This is a genomic window from Halobellus sp. (assembly GCF_042218505.1).
Classification (GTDB): Archaea; Halobacteriota; Halobacteria; order Halobacteriales; family Haloferacaceae; genus Haloquadratum.
The window spans coordinates 1-17,179 of sequence record NZ_JBDGQZ010000029.1 but is presented as its reverse complement, the minus strand read 5'-3'; the positions used below and the strand labels follow the sequence as shown (position 1 = coordinate 17,179).

Annotated in this window: 19 protein-coding genes; 11 read left to right on the top strand and 8 right to left on the bottom strand. The window is 64.8% G+C overall.

All coding sequences use genetic code 11. The features are described 5' to 3' along the window. From ABEI27_RS09335 to ABEI27_RS09325, 3 genes are all read left to right on the top strand, one after another. Positions 1–304 (top strand): hypothetical protein (locus ABEI27_RS09335; RefSeq protein WP_375799130.1); only part of this gene is annotated, 304 nt, incomplete at its 5' end. A gap of 21 nt (positions 305–325) precedes the next feature. Then, entirely contained in the window at positions 326–1,546 is a 1,221-nt protein-coding gene (locus ABEI27_RS09330) for a hypothetical protein (RefSeq protein WP_375799129.1), read from the top strand. Then, complete coding sequence (locus ABEI27_RS09325) at positions 1,546–2,772, top strand: hypothetical protein (protein WP_375799128.1); 1,227 nt, start codon at positions 1,546–1,548, stop codon at positions 2,770–2,772. Before ABEI27_RS09330 ends, ABEI27_RS09325 begins: the two co-directional genes overlap by 1 nt. Positions 2,773–2,794: 22 nt before the next feature. On the opposite strand, the gene ABEI27_RS09320 is transcribed toward ABEI27_RS09325, so the two are convergent. After that, a complete protein-coding gene (locus ABEI27_RS09320; RefSeq protein WP_375799127.1) occupies positions 2,795–4,075 on the bottom strand; it encodes an HAD family hydrolase in 1,281 nt (426 codons plus the stop codon). Between the two features lie 133 nt (positions 4,076–4,208). On the opposite strand from ABEI27_RS09320, the gene ABEI27_RS09315 reads away from it, so the two are divergent. Both ABEI27_RS09315 and ABEI27_RS09310 read left to right on the top strand, forming a co-directional pair. Further along, on the top strand, positions 4,209–4,649 hold the full coding sequence (locus ABEI27_RS09315; protein WP_375799126.1) for a DUF5799 family protein: 441 nt from the start codon (positions 4,209–4,211) through the stop codon (positions 4,647–4,649). A gap of 89 nt (positions 4,650–4,738) precedes the next feature. After that, on the top strand, positions 4,739–6,259 hold the full coding sequence (locus tag ABEI27_RS09310) for an RtcB family protein (protein ID WP_375799125.1): 1,521 nt from the start codon (positions 4,739–4,741) through the stop codon (positions 6,257–6,259). Between the two features lie 173 nt (positions 6,260–6,432). Here ABEI27_RS09310 and ABEI27_RS09305 read toward each other — a convergent pair whose 3' ends face one another. Both ABEI27_RS09305 and ABEI27_RS09300 read right to left on the bottom strand, forming a co-directional pair. Further along, complete coding sequence (locus tag ABEI27_RS09305; RefSeq protein ID WP_375799124.1) at positions 6,433–6,666, bottom strand: flagella cluster protein; 234 nt, start codon at positions 6,664–6,666, stop codon at positions 6,433–6,435. Positions 6,667–6,718: 52 nt separating this feature from the next. Beyond that, positions 6,719–7,432, bottom strand: a complete 714-nt coding sequence (locus ABEI27_RS09300; RefSeq protein ID WP_375799123.1) for a zinc ribbon domain-containing protein — start codon at positions 7,430–7,432, stop codon at positions 6,719–6,721. A 607-nt stretch (positions 7,433–8,039) separates the two neighbouring features. On the opposite strand from ABEI27_RS09300, the gene ABEI27_RS09295 reads away from it, so the two are divergent. Next, a complete protein-coding gene (locus tag ABEI27_RS09295; protein WP_375799122.1) occupies positions 8,040–8,336 on the top strand; it encodes a helix-turn-helix transcriptional regulator in 297 nt (98 codons plus the stop codon). 127 nt (positions 8,337–8,463) lie between these two features. On the opposite strand, the gene ABEI27_RS09290 is transcribed toward ABEI27_RS09295, so the two are convergent. The 4 genes from ABEI27_RS09290 to ABEI27_RS09275 all read right to left on the bottom strand — a co-directional run bounded on the left by ABEI27_RS09290 (position 8,464) and on the right by ABEI27_RS09275 (position 12,134). Beyond that, a complete protein-coding gene (locus tag ABEI27_RS09290; RefSeq protein WP_375799121.1) occupies positions 8,464–9,792 on the bottom strand; it encodes an AI-2E family transporter in 1,329 nt (442 codons plus the stop codon). 31 nt (positions 9,793–9,823) lie between these two features. Continuing rightward, positions 9,824–10,417, bottom strand: a complete 594-nt coding sequence (locus ABEI27_RS09285; protein WP_375799120.1) for a hypothetical protein — start codon at positions 10,415–10,417, stop codon at positions 9,824–9,826. A 77-nt stretch (positions 10,418–10,494) separates the two neighbouring features. Further along, the gene (gene fen / locus ABEI27_RS09280) at positions 10,495–11,475 is read right to left on the bottom strand and encodes a flap endonuclease-1 (RefSeq protein WP_375799119.1); all 981 of its coding nucleotides are present in this window, start codon (positions 11,473–11,475) and stop codon (positions 10,495–10,497) included. Between the two features lie 26 nt (positions 11,476–11,501). After that, complete coding sequence (locus ABEI27_RS09275) at positions 11,502–12,134, bottom strand: GNAT family N-acetyltransferase (RefSeq protein ID WP_375799118.1); 633 nt, start codon at positions 12,132–12,134, stop codon at positions 11,502–11,504. Between the two features lie 76 nt (positions 12,135–12,210). On the opposite strand from ABEI27_RS09275, the gene ABEI27_RS09270 reads away from it, so the two are divergent. Both ABEI27_RS09270 and ABEI27_RS09265 read left to right on the top strand, forming a co-directional pair. After that, entirely contained in the window at positions 12,211–12,819 is a 609-nt protein-coding gene (locus ABEI27_RS09270; RefSeq protein WP_375799117.1) for a class I SAM-dependent methyltransferase, read from the top strand. A 47-nt stretch (positions 12,820–12,866) separates the two neighbouring features. After that, positions 12,867–13,289 (top strand): DUF3054 domain-containing protein, encoded by a 423-nt coding sequence (locus ABEI27_RS09265; protein WP_375799116.1) that lies wholly within the window; start codon positions 12,867–12,869, stop codon positions 13,287–13,289. Between the two features lie 36 nt (positions 13,290–13,325). Here the strand turns inward: ABEI27_RS09265 and ABEI27_RS09260 are convergent, their stop codons facing one another. Beyond that, the gene (locus ABEI27_RS09260; RefSeq protein ID WP_375799115.1) at positions 13,326–14,639 is read right to left on the bottom strand and encodes an MFS transporter; all 1,314 of its coding nucleotides are present in this window, start codon (positions 14,637–14,639) and stop codon (positions 13,326–13,328) included. 277 nt (positions 14,640–14,916) lie between these two features. Here ABEI27_RS09260 and ABEI27_RS09255 point away from each other — a divergent pair, with 277 nt between their 5' ends. The 3 genes from ABEI27_RS09255 to ABEI27_RS09245 all read left to right on the top strand — a co-directional run bounded on the left by ABEI27_RS09255 (position 14,917) and on the right by ABEI27_RS09245 (position 16,760). Beyond that, the gene (locus ABEI27_RS09255; protein ID WP_375799114.1) at positions 14,917–15,153 is read left to right on the top strand and encodes a hypothetical protein; all 237 of its coding nucleotides are present in this window, start codon (positions 14,917–14,919) and stop codon (positions 15,151–15,153) included. Between the two features lie 114 nt (positions 15,154–15,267). Next, positions 15,268–16,266: an ornithine cyclodeaminase family protein gene (locus ABEI27_RS09250; RefSeq protein WP_375799113.1), complete on the top strand. Its 999-nt coding sequence runs from the start codon at positions 15,268–15,270 to the stop codon at positions 16,264–16,266. Between the two features lie 23 nt (positions 16,267–16,289). Then, complete coding sequence (locus ABEI27_RS09245; RefSeq protein ID WP_375799112.1) at positions 16,290–16,760, top strand: carotenoid biosynthesis protein; 471 nt, start codon at positions 16,290–16,292, stop codon at positions 16,758–16,760. Positions 16,761–17,179: the final 419 nt, after the last annotated feature.

Genomic DNA, 17,179 nt, shown 5'->3' with positions numbered 1-17,179 from the left:
CACGCTGAAGCTGATGGAGATTCCGTCGGGCGTCGACACCGTCGTGCTCAAGTACGCTACGTATATGGACACCTTCCGGTACGCCGGCGAGGAGACGCCCTTCCGCGTCACGACGGGCGACGGCGACAGCGACCTCGGCCTGATCGCAACCCACGGGAGAGAGAACGGAAACGAACACACCGCTGACGGCCAACCGTCGCGGTATCCAAACGACCCGTGCCCCGGAGACACCTGGGTAAAATACGAGTTCGACGACGACGGGACCGTCGTGGCCGAACTCGAGGAGGAAGAAGACGATGAGTGACACGACGATGGAGAGGCCGCGATGACACAGATACCGGGTGAGACCCCGTCCGGACGACGACTGCTCGCCCTCCTGTTCGTGTTCGCCCTCGTTGCGTCCGCGTCCGGCAGCGCGACGACCGCGCTGCTGTCGGATCGCGAGTCGGTTAGCGTCGGCCTCACCGTCGAGGCCGACCAGTCCGTCTCAGAGTTCCGCGTCCAGCCGCTGGAGACCTGCGAGGTGACCGAACATCCCGCCGCGTACGGCTCGCTCAGCCTCGCGGAGTGGTTCGATGTCGTGGGTGACGGCTGCGCGCAGGTCTCGGTGTGGATCTCGCAGTCGTGGGTCGACGGCGTCGACGTCGATCCCCACGAGGTCGTCATCGGCCACCGCGGCCCCGACGGCTGGACGTACTTGCAGACCGAAGTCAGGCGGGACGTCGGCGGTCACTACCTGGTCGAGGCGACGACCGACGGCTTCAGTCCGTTCGGGCTCTTCGTCCCGAACGCGTCGGTGGCGACCGACGCGAACGCGACGGCGGTCGACGGGACGGCACCGACCGCGACGGACCTCGCCGACGCGGACGGGCGCACGAGCGCCAACGGGACGAACGCGACGGCGGTCGCCGGCAACGAGAGCGCGACTGGCGGCGGAGCGACGGCCGCAAACGGCACGGTCGCGACTAACGGGACGGCCGACGGCGGAACGCCGGTACTCGTCGACGAGACGTCCGGCAACGAGTCGACCGGCAACGAATCGGTCGACGAGAAAGCGACCGGAACCGCCTCGATCGCGAACGCCTCCGGGGAAAAAGTCATCTCCTCCGAGCCAGCGGGCAACGAGTCCGCGACTGGCGGCGGAGCGACGGACGTGAACGGCAGCGAGACCGACGGTACTCGGGCGGACGGCGGTTCCGGCGGCGTCCCGACCGGCACGGCCGGGCCCGACGAGACAAGCGACGCAGGCGACAGCGGAGGCCAGACGACGCCGGAGGGGACGGCCACCACCGGGGACGCCTCGGGAGACGGCTCAGCGTCCAGCGACGTAGCCGACACGTCCGGTGACGGTTTGACGGCGGACCGCGGAACCGCCTCGGAGGGCGAATCCACCGAGTCGGGTCCTGCCATCGACCCCGGGTCGACTGACGGGACGACCGAGAGCGGCAGCGATGAGGCCGTATCGGACACCACCGAATCGTCTCCCGGCAGTGGGGTAGGCGGCGATACCGACCCCGCGGACGGGGACGATTCGGGTGGGGCCTGATGAGCACGCGCGACGGGGCGGACGGCATCTCCCGGAGTCGACTGCTGATGGTCGTCGCACTCGGGGTGGCACTGATGGGCGCGGGAGCGGGAGCGCTCTCGGAGAACACGCCGTTCGGCATCGGGCCGGACGGTGCGCTCTCGGACCCCCCGCAGCTCACCGTCGTCGCCGCCGACCCGATCGACGTCCGCACCGACGCCGGGGACGTGGGAACGGTGACGGGGTCGTTAGGCGGATCGCTCGTCGTCCGCGAGGACGTCGACCGGATCGAACTCGTCGTTCACTCCCGGCTCTCGGACGGCAGTTGGGTGGAGATCAACCGACTGACGATTGGTGCGGTCACCGCAGAGACGGTTGACCTCGGGACCACGGTCGGCGGGCCGGGGACGGTGTACCTCGACGCGGACCAGTCAGACGGGTTCGACGTGGCAGTACCCGGGTCGGTCGCAGTTCGACGTGGCGCGATCTCGGTGACGGCCCGACTGTTCGCCACAGATGGGACCGTGACATCGGTGGAGGCCGCCGACGAGTACGAGTTCGTCGTGGAGCGACCGGCGGCCCGGGTCGTCTCGTTCGGCTCGGGTAACGAACGCGGAACCCCGACCGTCGAGACGGGATTCGACGTCGATCAAGACCCCGTCGGAACGCCGTCCCGTGGCGACGCCGGCCCCTCGTTGTCGGCGCAGGCGACGGGCGGCGGGACGACCGGCGGCAGTGGTGGCGGCAGCATCTCCGACGCCGATAGCACCGACGGCGAACGCGAGGGCAGCACGGACGGGACCGAGGGCCCCGGCACCCCGACGACCGCGCTCTTCACCGCGGGCGGCGTGATGCCGGGGAGCAGCGGCAGTTCGGAGACGGTCTTCGGCCCTCCCAACCCCGAGCAGGATACCCTGCTGGTCACCGTGGGCGTCGTCGTTGACGACGAGAACGGGTTGACCGAGCCGGAGGCGGAAGTCGACGGCACCCCAACGGTCGGCGAGCTCTCCGCGAACGTGGACGTCCGCATCGTCATCGTCCACGAAAGCGGTGCGCGCCGCTACGTCGCGGGCGGTTCGAACGCGTTCGTCCCGCTAGCGTCTGTGAGCGAGGCCAGCGAGTCAGTCCCAGTCGGGGCCAACGAGACGGTCTCGATTGTCGTCGAATGGCGGATCGACGGCGCCGTCGGCAACGAGATCCAGGGCGACAGCACGACGCTGTCGGTCCACGGGCGGTTCACCTCCTGAGGAGACGGCGATTTCCCGATCTTCACCACTCGGCTAGTCGATTCAGCACCGATACCGTCCGCAACACCGAACCGGCGTCCCCGGGGCCATACACGAGTCCATCGCGCGAGCGCACGTGATCGAGAACCGACTGTGAGGCGTGCTCCGGCGCGGCGGCAATCCCGGCGTCAGCCGCGTCGGCCCACTCCATCACCCGGAGGTCGGACTTGCTATCACCCATCACCAACACGAACGGATCGTCGATACCGAGAACGTCCAGTGCTTCGGCTACACCGGTCGGTTTGTCCAGATCGAGCGAGCCGATTTCGGCTGCGTCGGCGTGGTAGTACGCCACGTCGATCCGGTCGAACCGTGCGGCCACCTCCGGGGGCACGTCGTCTGGATCGCAAGTGGGGCTGTCGTCTTCACCTTCCAGGACGGTGGCGATCTCGGGGTCCGCCGCAGCGTAGTACGCCCGTGCCCAGTCAGAGGATCTGTGCGGTTCGTCGCCCCGCTCCCGACTCTCGATCCCGACGTCGCCCACGCCTTCGACGCTCTCGACGACCGACTGTCCGAGGAGATCGATGAGGTGGACGAGTCCCTCGTCGATCACTTCGGCGGCGGCGTCGCTCCCCACGTCGAAGTTCGGCTTGAGCGTGACGTTGAACTCGTTGCCCTGCAGGTGCACGGAGCGTCTCAGTTCCGGCGCGGCGGCGGTGAGCGCTCGTGACCGAACCTGAGCGAATACGTCCTGGATCTCCTCATCGAGTCCCTCATAGAGCAGTCGCTTCGTGTTCGACCCGTGACCGGGTGTGAACACGCCGGTGCCGGCCTCGTAGACGATACTCAACGACCCGGAGTGGACCAGTTCGGTACCCAGTCCCTGGATCATAAACCCCTTGACGTTCTCGAGTGTCTGTCCCGTACAGATCACGATAGGGACGTCGGCCTCGTGGAACTCAGTCAGCAGATGTAGCGTCTCCCGTGGAATCTCGTTGTCCGTTCGACCCGCAGAGCGGAGGGTCTCGTCCACATCGAGGACGAGCGCGTTCACCGAGCGATCGTATTCGGCGTGGAGATCGAGCGCCGTGAACGTTTGCTCGCGCGTGGCGCGGGCAGCAATCTCGGCCATCGTCTCACCCACTGCAAACGACTCTCCGATTTCGCGTTTCCGGTCGTCGAGTTCGTCGCTGGCATCCTGCCAGTACCCGAGTGCGACTCGGGAATCGACAGGCGGAAACAGATCGACGAAGTTCTGTAGATCATAGAGTGTGTCGGTCTCGTACTCCTCGTAGAGACGATATAGGAGATCGTAGCGGTCCATACGACTCACCACTCGCTCGCGAATAAAAACACCTGCCTTCGGGCGTCACGTGGAAAGAAACTCGGCTTTTGCATCTCAAATGGTCGCCGTACCGAGGGAAACGCTCAAACCGGATACAGTCGTATCTCGCAGTATGGCTGATTGGACCGACAGCATCGTCGGAGACCGGATGACTGTCGATCAGGAGTTCAACGACCGCGTCACGAATTCGCGCTTCAGTAGCCAGGAGTGGGGGCTCATTATGACGGCGACCGAGTTGGACATCGAACACGCTAGTGACCCCAACCGGGCGCGAATCGTCGCGGACACGGAGAAACTGCCGCAGATTATGCCCGAACTCGAGAACGTTCGCTCGCAAATGGCGCAGATGGGCGGCGGCCAGAGCGAGGACAGTTCCGACGGCGTGCTCGACTCGCTGAAGAACGTGCTCGGGCTCAGCAACGGGACGAGCGGAAACGACCAGGAGCGCATCGAGGCTGCCGAGCGACTGACCCAGGCGTATGCCGACGCGCTGCAGAGTCATCTCGAGTCCAGGGGGAAGTGGGAGCAGGTCCGGGTCGCATATCAAGAGTAGCTACGCCGCCGAGCGACCGGCCTGTCGAGTCGAGGTGATCGGCGGCGGCGAGGAGAACGCTTTCCTCCGGGGCAGTCGTCTCACCCAATATGACTGACGATAGCGACGAAGTTCGCGTCTTCGACGGCGTCCGACTCGAGCGCGTTCGCGAACACGTATGGGAGATTCCGCGCGGGGGCGATATGGGTGCCCCTGCCCGCATCTTTGCCAGCGAGCAGTTACTCGAACAGATTGCCGACGACAAGACCCTCCGGCAACTCCGCAACGCGACACATCTACCGGGAATCGTCGGCCGGGCCATCTGTATGCCCGACGGTCACCAGGGCTACGGCTTCCCGGTCGGTGGCGTCGGAGCGATGGACGCCGAAACCGGCTGTATCTCGCCGGGAGCGATCGGGTACGATATCAACTGCGGCGTCCGAATGATGCGGACCTCCCTCACCTACGACAACGTCGAAGGGCGCGAGGCCGAACTGGTCGACGCGCTGTTCGCGAACGTGCCCTCGGGGCTCGGCGGCGGCGGAATCGTCGAGGGCGACCGCGACACGGTCGAGGGGGTGTTAGCCCGCGGCGTCGACTGGGCGCTCGAACACGGCTACGCCGTCGAAGACGACATCGCACACTGCGAGGACGAGGGGATGCGACTTGACGCCGACCCTGATGCTATCTCACAGAAGGCCAAAGACCGGGGCAAAAACCAGATCGGGAGCCTGGGTTCGGGGAACCACTTCCTCGAAGTCCAGCGCGTGACCGACATCTACCGTCCCGAGGTGGCCGCGGAGTTCGGCTTAGAGCCGGAGCAGATCGTCGTACTTATTCACTGCGGCTCCCGCGGGCTGGGCCATCAGGTCTGTTCGGACTATCTGCGGCGGATCGAGCAAGAACACGGCGACCTGCTCGAAGGACTCCCAGATAAGGAGTTGGCGGCCGCGCCTGCCGGGTCCGAACTCGCCGACGAGTACTACGGCGCGATGTGCGCTGCGATCAACTTCGCGTGGGTCAATCGCCAACTCATTATGCACCGAACGCGGCAGGTTTTCGAGCGCGTCTTCAACCGCGACTGGCAAGCGATGGAGATGGAACTCCTCTACGACGTCGCGCACAACATCGGCAAGAAAGAGGTCCACGAGGTCGGCGTCGACGCCGATGGGCGACCCGTGCCGGTCGAGGAGGCGGTCGACCGGGAACAGCGGGAACTGTACGTCCACCGGAAGGGTGCGACCCGGGCGTTCCCCGCCGGCCGGCCGGAGGTCCCTGCGGCCTACCGCGACGTCGGACAACCGATCATCATCCCCGGCAGTATGGGTGCCGGCTCTTACGTGCTTCGCGGCGGCGAGCGCTCGATGGACCGCTCGTTCGGGTCGACCGCTCACGGCGCGGGGCGCACGATGAGCCGGACGCAGGCGAAAAACGAGTTCTGGGGCGAGACTGTACAGAACGAACTCCGCGACCAGCAGAAGATCTACGTGAAGGCCCAGTCGGGCGCGACGGTGGCTGAGGAAGCGCCGGGAGTGTACAAGGACGTCGACGAGGTCGTCCGCGTCTCCGACGAGCTGGGCATCGGCGACAAGGTGGCCCGCACGTACCCTGTCTGCAACATCAAGGGGTGACGCGACGAGTAGCAGTCGCTATCGCTGAGGCGAGCAGGCGGCGCGTGCCCTCAGACCGCGGCGGCGCGCCGCGCACCCGCCGTGACCGCCGCGGTCTCGGTTCATACCACGGGGGTCCTGGCCCCGGCTTCGTATATAAACTCTCGGCAGCCTGTGGACGGCATCAGCGACGCTCATTCGTGCATACAAACGACGAGTCGTTCGTCTTCGTGAACGACGCAGAACCGCCCTGATCCGCTCGCGTCGAAGGAGTGGGCGCGGCGTTCTGTGAGCAGGAGCCGCGAAAACGGGTCCTCACACGCCGGGCAGGCGACGCCGTCACGGTTCTCGTAGAGCGTCATATCGCCGTCGTCGCGGAGGAGTTTCATCCGATGGCGGACGACGTGCTGGTCGAATCGATCGGTCATCGCCCGGGAATGGCCGGCCTGTCGGCAAAGAGATTGTCGTCGGACGGAGGGTTCATTCCAGCCGCGACAGCCGGTCCTCGGCCGTCGCGAGCGCCGCCTCATCGTTCTCGACGAGGTTCGCGGCGATGTCGCGGGCTGCCCGAACGAGCGCTTCCGACTCCGAAAGCGGCACGTCGCCGTAGACGGCATTGACCCGTTTCACGTGCGTCTTGAGTGTCTCGTGGACGCGCTCTGCGGCCGGGTCGGGGTGATCGTCGAGCCACGTTCCGAGGTCGCTGCAGAAGTCTTCGATGATTTCGGCGTAGGCCAACCCGCGAGCGTCGGTCATCGACTCCGGGACGGCGTCGGGCGCCGGTCGTTCGTCGCTGTCTGCACCCCGAAGGAGTTCCAACACGTAGAGGTGCATCGTGTCGGTCGGCTTTCGGGTCCGATCGAAGACATCGACAGCGTGGAGCAACTCCGCGGCAGCCAGAATCGTGTCGTCCACCGTCCGGAGGTCGCCGCCGCTGACGAACCCCCGTTTCCGGATGTACTCCCGAAGTGTGGCTTTCAGATCGTCGGCGACGTCTCCGAGGTCAGACACCGAGTCGAGTTCGTTCCGGTGCGGTGTGAGGTCGAGTTCGACCGGGTTGTCGGTGTGGCGCTGTCGCTCTCCGGTACCGACGCTCCGGAGACTGCCGCAGTCCGGGCACGCCACCTCGCCGGTCTCGAAGTAGGACCATTCGTGCCCACAGTCCGTACACTGGCGACGACCACGGACGCGCATACGGGTCAGTCGGCGGCCAGCGAGAAAAACGCGTCGCGACGTGAGCATCACCCCCCGGACGGACCCTTACCCCAGCGAACCCACCGAGTTCGCCGTAGCCGACATACTTATATAGTGGACCCTGCAACGTGAGAATGACGCTTCGTCTGGAGGGCCGAAGCGTCAGCGGGGACCAATTCAGGGCGGCAAGCTTCCGCGTGGTTTTCACGCGGCTTGCTTTCCTTTTTGATCACTTACGAACGCAGAGTGCCAACTTTCTCATCGTTCAGCGCAGCATCATACATTTACTCACGCGACACAGTATCTACTGTCTACTCGCGAAATGCGGTATCAATCATCCACTCACGCAATGCAGTATCGGTCGTCTAACCTCTCAATCCAGTATCATTTATGGTAATCTTCCGTGATATTCCGGCCCAATTCCGGCCAAAGACATTTTGTAGCTGAGATAACAGATATTCTACACTGTACAGATAACTGCAAGGATATGTTACTATATTGTGGGTAATATAAGACGCCCCGTCTACGAGGAAGGGACCGTTAGAGTACACACCGGATGTCGATATGTTTATTTTGGAGAACACTAATGCTTACGTAGAGTGTACGGATGTACGACCTGACAGGATTCCAGCGCGACTTGCTGTACGTGATTGCCGGACTCGACGAACCGCACGGACTCGCGATAAAAGAAGAGTTAGAGGAGTACTACGAGAAAGAGATCCACCACGGGCGGCTCTATCCGAACCTCGACACGCTCGTCGAGAAGGGGCTCGTGGACAAAGGACAGCGGGACCGCCGAACGAACTACTACACGCTCACGCGACGCGGCCGCCGCGAGATCGCGGCTCGAAAGGACTGGGAAGGGACGTACATCAACGTCACCTTCGACGGAATCGACGACTGAGGGGGCGGGGCCCCGGCGATCACGCCTCCAGACGTCGCAGGCGTCTCGATTTCGTGAGGGGCGTTTCTCTCTATCACTTCGTTTCACCGCTTTCTCCACCGAGTCTTCGCCCCACAGACGTGAGTTCCTACTCGCGGTCGGCCACGTGCTCCCCGAACTCGAAACCTCCCACCTGCGACCGGTGGGCGTGTTCCTCTTCTGAAGCCAGTTCGCTCGGTTTCGACCCGTTCTCCGGTCCAGTAGCGAGGCCGCTCTTCCCGGATGACGCTGCCCGGGACTCCGCGTCTGCCTCCGAAGACCCGTCGGTAGCGACGGCCGGCCCCCCCGGGGGTGAGCGTCCCGTCTCCTGGCTCGTTGCGACGCCCGGGTCCACTGCGTACGGTACCAGCGGCTCGCGGTCGATCAGGATCGACAGCACGTGCTGCGAGAAGTTCGCGAGCAACACGAGGATGATCGGGCCGAGGAAGATCCCGTACCAGCCGAAGAGCAGTGGCCCCAGCGTGTACGCGATCATCACGGCACCGACGTGCAGCGTCCGACCCGACACGAACGGTCGGAGCACGAGGTCAGGAATCGTGTCCACGACGACGAACGAGACCGCGATGAAGACGGCGGTAAACCACAGCATCGACGGATCAGAGAGGTACGTCACCGCCCCGAGATACGCCGCAACGGGGACGTAGACGAGTTTCATCCCGACGATCGGGATCAGACTCGCCACGCCGGCGAGCAGTCCCACGAGCGCTGCAGCCGGGATGGCGATCCCGGGCGGCGCGAACACGTTCAACGTCGAGTACGATACCACGGCGATCGTTCCCGTCAGGACCGCGTTCAGGATGTTGCCGAAGAAGATACTCGTGAAGTCTTGATCCACGCCGCGCATAAACGCCTCGAGGACGCCGCGGTCGTCGCCGACCTTTCGCCGCACCCACTTCGTGAGTCGCCGGTCGTCCCGAAGGAGGTAGAAGGCGAACGCGATCATCGCAAAGAGGTGGACGAGTCCGACCCCGACGAACGCGAGGACGTTACCGGCCGAGGCGAGCGAAGAGACCACCTGCTCGATCTGACCGACTGTCAGCGTTCCGGGGTCGAACTGTAACACGGTCTCGATGTCCGTCAACTGAGTCAGTTGGCCCTCCGTGATCGGATAGCGCGAGAGGTCGAAGATGCCCTGGTTCGTCAGGCGAAGAAGTTCACTCACGGCCACTGCACCGGTGTAGGCGACCAGTCCGAGCGCGGGGAGCGCGAGGACGAACAGGGCGACTGCGGCCGCGAGACTCGGCGGCCGAACGCGTTGTTTGATCCGACGGTAGATCGGCCGCGTCGCGTAGTAGATGAAAATACCAAACACGAACGTCCCGATGAACGAGTAGACGATGTACGCCAGCGCGAGTCCGAGCGCGAGTCCCACGGCCCACCACGAGGCGCGGGATCGGTTCAGTTCGGACGCCGACATATCGAACGAGGGGCCGCGACGCAATAAAAGTCTACCGCGGTGTCGCCGTCGATGTGTTCTCCGCCGCAGCGCCGGTACTCGTCTCCGATTCCGTCGCTCCGCTCGTCGTCTCTATCGAACACGCGAGTGCCGTCGAGACCACGCGAGCGCGAACGCTTCCATCGGGCCGGACGGCGACGTGGGTCGCGGAGTCGTTGCAGTCGACGAAGTCCCGTCGGACACCGAGCGTTCGTCCCTCGCTAGCCGACGGCATCACCTCGAACACGTAATCGGCACGGCGGTAGATCTCGATGAGTAACGATCCGTAGGCGGGAAACGTTTGTTCGACGTCGACGAAGACCTCGTTTTGGTTCACGTCACGCAGGGTGAGACGGATCGATCGCTGGTCCGCGTCGTCGTTCCAGACGGCGATCTGGTGGTGTCGATCCGACGCAGACTCGCCCACTTGCTTCGTGGCGAACGGGTCCCCGGCATCGAACTGCGAGAGACTGCCGTAGCCTGTTGGGGGGAGTTGATCGGCGGTCGTTTCGTTTCTTGATGTTTCGCTACCGGCCGAGGCCAGGCAGCCGGACAGGGACCCGGCGAAGAGGGCAGGGAGGGCAGCGAGAAGATCGCGGCGACGCATCAACCGGGGCTACGAAACGGGGTATCATACCGATTGGGATAGGTCGAACGCGTGTTTCAGTTATCGTTCCGCGCCGATCAGGTCCAGTCGTCGATCCCGGTCTGCACAATCGACGATTCGATCCGCTCGAAACCGCGCTCGACTTCGTCGGCGGCGACCCCCCACTCTTCGGAGACGTATGCGCGCGCCGCCTCCATATCCGGAGAAACCGTCGTCTCGAAATCGTACTCGTCGGTGACGGGTGGATCGAGAAACAGTTCCCGGACTCGGTCGGCGTTCGCAATGTAGTCGTCCCGCGCATCGAGGACAGTCCACAGATCTCCGTGTTCGTGGACGGCCGACAGCGCTGTTTTCGGCCCGACGCCAGGGATCCCTTCGTTGAAGTCCGTGCCGCACAGGATCGCGACGTCGACGAGCTGTTCGCGCGTCAGGTCGAGATCTTCGAGCGTCGCCTCCAGATCCATCAGTTCGGGATTGCCCTTCGAGGTGAGTTGACGGAGCGTGTACGGTGCGCCGAACAACAACGTGTCGTAGTCCTCGCTGCCGACGTAGTCGACGTCGCCGCGGATCGCCATCTGTGACGCCTGCGCCTCCCCCTCGGCCGGTGCTTCGACGACCGGCACGTCGAGGCGTTCGAGGAGGCCGCGGGTGGTTTCGTGGATCACGTCTGTCAGTCGCTGGGTCCGCGCTTCGAGGCGAGCGGCTGCGACGTCGTCGCCGCGCTCCTCGGCGGCCTCCTGCTGTTCTTCGGCACGCTCACGGGCCTCTCGCCGTGCTGCGACCTCGTCGTCTTTGAGTTCGGTCACGCCGCCGTCGAAGACGAACACCGGCGTGAGTTCGTGCTCGAAGAACTTCGGGAGCCCCTGTACGACCCCGATGAGGTTTGCGACTTCCTCGCCTGCCTCGGTCGTGTACGCCTCCTCGTGGGTGAACTTGACCGTCGTCGTGAGATACCGGTACAGCCAGTTGTGTGCATCGACAGCGACGACGCTCCCGCCGAATTCGTCGAACGGCACGTCCGAGAGGGCCGCCAGACTCCGCAGATCTGCGTTTCCCATCGTCGAACTCTCGGTGGCCCGACGGCTTAATCGTCCGGATCTGACGGCCGGTGAGGACCGGTGCGTTCCGGCGTGTCGGCGTCGGTTCGCGCGGCCAGAAACGATTCCTCCGGTTCGCCCAGGTTACGCTCGCGGTAGAGACGCAACCCATCGCGGTAGCGCTCTTTGGATCGGTCCCGAGTCGCGGCTTCCGTCGGCTCAGCAGGTCGCCCCAGGACGAGTTCCGCGACGCCGCTCTCGCGCCCGGTCCATCCGAACCCCGCCTTGTACATCGCTTCGTACGCGAACGGGTTGTTGACGGCGATCCGGAGTCGTTCGTACCCCCGTTGTGCCGCCTTCGGAGCCAAGAACGTCGCCAGTCGGGGGCCGAGGCCCTCACCTCTCGCGTCGGCCCGAACGGTGATGTAGCGATACCACAGTGTATCGCCGTCCGTGCGGTCTTCGTTGAACGCGAGCGCGGCGACGATGTCGTCCTCGAACTCGTCGGCATCGACTTCCGTGGGCGTCTCCAGTGACTCGTCGGTCCCGTATTCACCGTCGTTGCGAACGACTGCCTTCCCCGTATTCGACATCACGAACTTCCCGGCGTAGGCGAACCGTCGGAAGTCGAGCCTGAGGGTCGGCCCGGTCGGCGGCCACCCGAGGACGGCGAACTCCATCACCGATTGAAGGGCACGAATCGGAAAGAGTGCATCGGTCCGACAGCTCCTTGTGCGCCGCTGCTGTACGTGTCGTATGTCCGCCTCTCGATTCGGCCGAGGCGACGTCGATTTCTTCGACCGGATCGCCCGCCTCTACGACACCGCGATGCCGCCGGTGCGGGCCAGGCCGCTCGCGGACGCGTTCGCCTTCGCGAAGCGGTCGATCGACCGCGTCGTCGATCTGGCCGGCGGGACGGGACGCGCCTCTCGGGGGCTCGCCAGAGTCGGGTACGACCCGATCGTTCTCGACGTCTCGGCCGGAATGCTTTCGCGAGCCCGCGACGCCGGGCACGAAACCGTTCGCGGCGACGCAGAGCGAGTGCCGTTCGGCGACGACACGATCGACGCTACCGTCGTCGTCGACGCGCTCCACCATCTTCCGGATCCGCAGTCGGGGCTCGAAGCGGCCGCTCGCATCGTCCGGCCCGGGGGCGTCGTCGCAATCCAGGAGTTTCACCCCCGCGGAATCCGGGGGCGCGCACTCGTCGCCGCCGAAGCCGCCGTGGGGTTCGATTCGACGTTCTGGACCCCGGAGGAACTCTGTGTCTCGCTCTCGGCGGCCGGCCTCGAGGCCCGCATCGTCAAAGAGGGGTTCGATTACGTCGTTGTCGGTCGCGTTCCGACAGCCGAATCGCCCGCGTGAGCGACCCATTCCGAGAGAACCTTTAGGGAGCGTTCAAATGGTTGCGTATGGCAACCACGGAGGAGTCGTTCCTCGCGCGACGCATCGACGGCGCGGCCGCCCCCCTGGCCGTAGTCGATCTGCTCGCCCTCGCGGCCGTGCTGACGTTCGGTGTAGTTAATCACAACGGCGTTGCGTACCTCTCGACCGATCCAGCCGGCTGGCTGTTGACGCTCACGCCGTTTTTTGTCGGCTGGGCGGTCGCGGGTCCGCTGGTCGGGGCGTACTCTGCTGGCGCGGCCGAGTCCGCGAAAGCAGCGGTCCCCCTCGCGATCCGCGCGTGGATCCCGGGCGCGATCATCGGGTTTGCGCTCCGGGCGTCCCCGGTGTTTTCGGGTGGCTTTCAGCCCTCTTTCGGCGTCGTGGTGTTTCTGACGGGCGGTCTCGCGCTCGTCCTCGCCCGCTGGCTCTTCTTCAAGATCGTCGGGTAGCGCGACCGTCGGCCCGACTACAGCTCCTGTCGTTTCTCACAGACGCCTCGACAGGACAAACCCGATTGTCGCGGCCGTCAGCGCGAACCCCGCGAGCAGAATAAAAAGCACGGCAGGCGTCGCATACGTGAGGACCGTGCCGGCGATCGCTCCACCGAGCGCTCCGACTCCGAAGACGCCCAGGTAGGTGTAGCCGTAAGACAGGCCGCGCGTCCCCGATGGCGAGTACTCTGCGACAGTCGCCTGATAGAGGGGCTGGACGAGAAAGAGGGCAGCCCCGAGGACGCCCCCGACGACGAGGAGGGGTCCAACCCCCGCGTTCGCTGCCGGCAGGAAGACCACCGCCAGAACCGCGAGCGCTCCGAACCCGCCGGCCAGTCCGTACTCGACCGGGATCCGATCAGTCAGCTTCCCGCCGAGGTACTGTCCGAAGACGCCGACAATCAACAGGCCGGAGTAGAAGTACCGCTCGGGGTTCAGCGCACGTGACGACGCGGGATCGACGCCGAGTGCGTCCGTGACCACCGCGGGCAGCAGCGACGTGAGCGGGATCGGATCGAACCCGGGGAACGACTCGAGGAGGTCCGGTAGGAACGTGAGAACGCCCCGGTAGTAGAGTCCCGAGGACATCACGACGACGAAAACGAGGGCGAACGCCCCAACAAAGAGCCGCCGGGACTCGGAGACGAACTCCGCCAGCGAGGAGACGCTGCTCGTTCGCGAACCGCCGCTGTCGGCCTCTGTCGGTCCGCCGTCGGGGACTGCAGCCGTCTCATCGAACGACGCTCGCAGCGCGTACGCACCGGCCACGAGCGCCGGTATCGCGAGAACCATCGCAACGATAGACCACTCGACGAATAGCAGCAGGGTCGCGGTCAAAAGCGGCCCGAGACCGGTGCCGACGTTGCCGGCGATGCCGTGGTACGCGAACCCAGACCCTCGTTCTTCGACGCCCTTCGAGATCAGCGTCAACCCTGCCGGGTGGTACACGCTGGCGGCCGCGCCCCACAGCAACAACGCCACGGTCACGACGAGCAGGTTCGGCGAGAGCCCGAGAAGGACGAACGACCCGGCCATCCCGAACAGACACACGATGATGAGCCGCGAGGACCCGACTCGATCGACTAGAACGCCGCCGGGTAGCGCTCCCACGCCGAACAGCCCGTAGCCCGCCGTCACGACGATGCCGAGCGTCGCGGCCGTCACCTCGAACTCAGCGAGACCGGCCGACAGCACGTCGAACTGAGCCAACCAGATCGAGACGAAGATCGGGATCGACAGTTCGTAGGTGTGGACCATCCCGTGGGCGAGGCTGACCAGCCCGACGATTGCCCGGTCGTTCGAGTTCACGTCCCACAATCCGACCAGACATCAATTTAACGCTCCGATCCTCTCGACTCGGGAGCGATGACGCCGCGTGTCACGAGATTTTCGGTTCCTCGTGATCTGCCAGCGAAATTTAGCGATAGCGCGCTTCTCACACCCATTCGCCGATCTGTTCTTGATAGAGGCTCTATTGTGAAATCTCTGCATAAGTTATGAGGAACCACAAAGACACTGACTGCGAACTCACCGGTGGCCAACCAGAAAAATTTATATCCCCCATCCACGTAGTATGTAATATACTATGACCGGATACTACGACTACGTTCTCGGCCTCATCCCGCTGGCACTGTTCGGACTGACTGCTGGCCTCGTCCAGACGAGTCTCTCGCTCACGCAGGCGGTCCCCATCGCCGCGGCAGTCGCTGCGGGCATCGTGGGCCACGCGATGTTCGTCCGTGCACCCGTGACCCGCAGTTCCCTCTCGAATTTCGACGGCGTCGAGTCGCGCCAGAATTCGAGCCCCCAGAGCGCCGACTGAACGCGGCCGTTCGAGCCCTCCGGTCTCCTTCCTAACGCTGCAGTCCATCGATTCGTTTCATTCGATCGCCGCATTTCCCGCACGTTCTTACCGTTGGCCGTCGAACCGGCGGGTATGACAGAAACGCTGTTTCTCTCCGGTTCCGAGGTTGACGGCCTCGCGACGCCCGCCGAGTTCGTCGATGCCGTCCGTGACGCCTACCGCCAGCGTGGAGAGGGTGCGCCCGCCGAACCCCGGGCAAAACTCAACAACGCCCAGCCCCCGGGCTTTTTCACCGCTTACGCCGCGGTACTCCCCGACACGGGGGCAATGGGCGGCTATATGTACTCCGCGGGGTTCGGTGCCGAGGACGCCTGGTTTATGACGCCGCTCTTCGATGCGGAGTCGGGTGAGCCGATTGCGCTCTTGGACGGCGCGAGTATGAACCCCTACAAGACCGGTGCAACGGGCGCCGTTGGGGCCGACGCGCTCGCTAGACAAGACGCCTCCTCGGTCGCGATTATCGGGAGCGGTCCGCAGGCGAAGGGCCAACTCCGTGCATTATCGACTGTCCGCGACATCGAGACTGTGTGGGTGTACTCCCCGACGAAAGCACACCGCGAAGGCTTCGTCGGCAAGATGGACCGACGCCTCGACGCGAGCGTCGCGGCCGTCGCCTCCGCCGCGGCCGCCGTCGAGGGCGCCGACATTATCGTCACCGCGACGAACGCGAGCGACCCCGTGTTCGACGGCGAGACACTCGATCCCGGGACGCACGTCACTGCGATGGGCCAGTACAGTCCCGAGAAGCGCGAACTCGACGATGCCACCATCGAGCAGGCGAAATACGTGCCCGACCTCCGCGAGCGGGCCTCTCAGGATGCCGGATCGTTCCTCCACGCGCAGGAGGCCGGCGTGATCGACGAGGCGGACATCCACGCCGAACTTGGCGACGTCGTGGCCGGTAACGCCCCCGGCCGCGAGTCCGCGGAGGAAATCACGGTCTTCGATAGCGGGGGCACGGGCATCGAGACCGTCGCCGGCGCGTATCTGCTCTACGAGAAGGCCGTCGAGGAGGATCTGGGCACGACGATCGACGTTGCGCCCGCGAGCGAGGCGCTCACCGGCGACTGACCTGGGAAAACGCCGTCGCCACGATGCCGAGCAATCGTGTGTACGCTCTCACGACCGTCGGACTGGGAGCCCTGCTGCTGGCTCACGCGGCCGTGACGTGGCCGCCGCTCGCGACTGTCGCCCTGTTCGGCGGTGGTGCGGTCGTCGCGTTCGTCGCCGAAGCCATCGCCGTCGAACTGGATTGGCTCCAACACCACATCGGCCCGAAGATCGCCGGTGTGCCGATCTACATCCTGTTCGGCTGGACGGGCGTCGTTTACCTGGTGTTCCGGATTGCCCTGCTCGTTACTGACGGCTGGACGGCCGTCGCGACGGCCGGAGGGATCGCGACGACTTACGACCTCCTGACCGACCAGATCGGCGTCGAGAACGGCCACTGGACGTATCGAGACTCGCTCCCCGGGCCACGCTATCGCGGCGTTCCGTGGTGGAACTTCGTCGGCTGGTTCGTCATCAGTTGCCTCACGTCGGCGCTGGCGCTTCCGTTCCTCTGACTCGGGTTTTGTTGCGCTCGTTCTTCGGTAGACTGGCGGAACCAGGAGCATTAGTGCCTCTGGCCGGGCAGAAACGGATATGCACGAAGACCGTCCTGCCTTCGGCCAGAGGCTAGCGGAACTTGCTGAACTGGGCGTCAACGTGTTCCGCTAGATTACCGAAGAGCGTCGATGCCACTCCCGGGCCGGCGTGTCGAAGGACTGCGTCCGTAGGCACTCATACGGAGATGATGTGGATACGGGTGCAAAGGCAGAATACCAGCACTCGGTGGTATGCCGAGCTACCGGACCCAAACTCCATTCGACAGGTGGAGCAGGCCGAGTGCCTCGGAGTTTGACCCCGAGGTGGTTCACCTCATTCGCGTTATAGGCTGAACAGGCGCAATACCACGGCCTTCAGGCCGTGGATACGCGCCGTC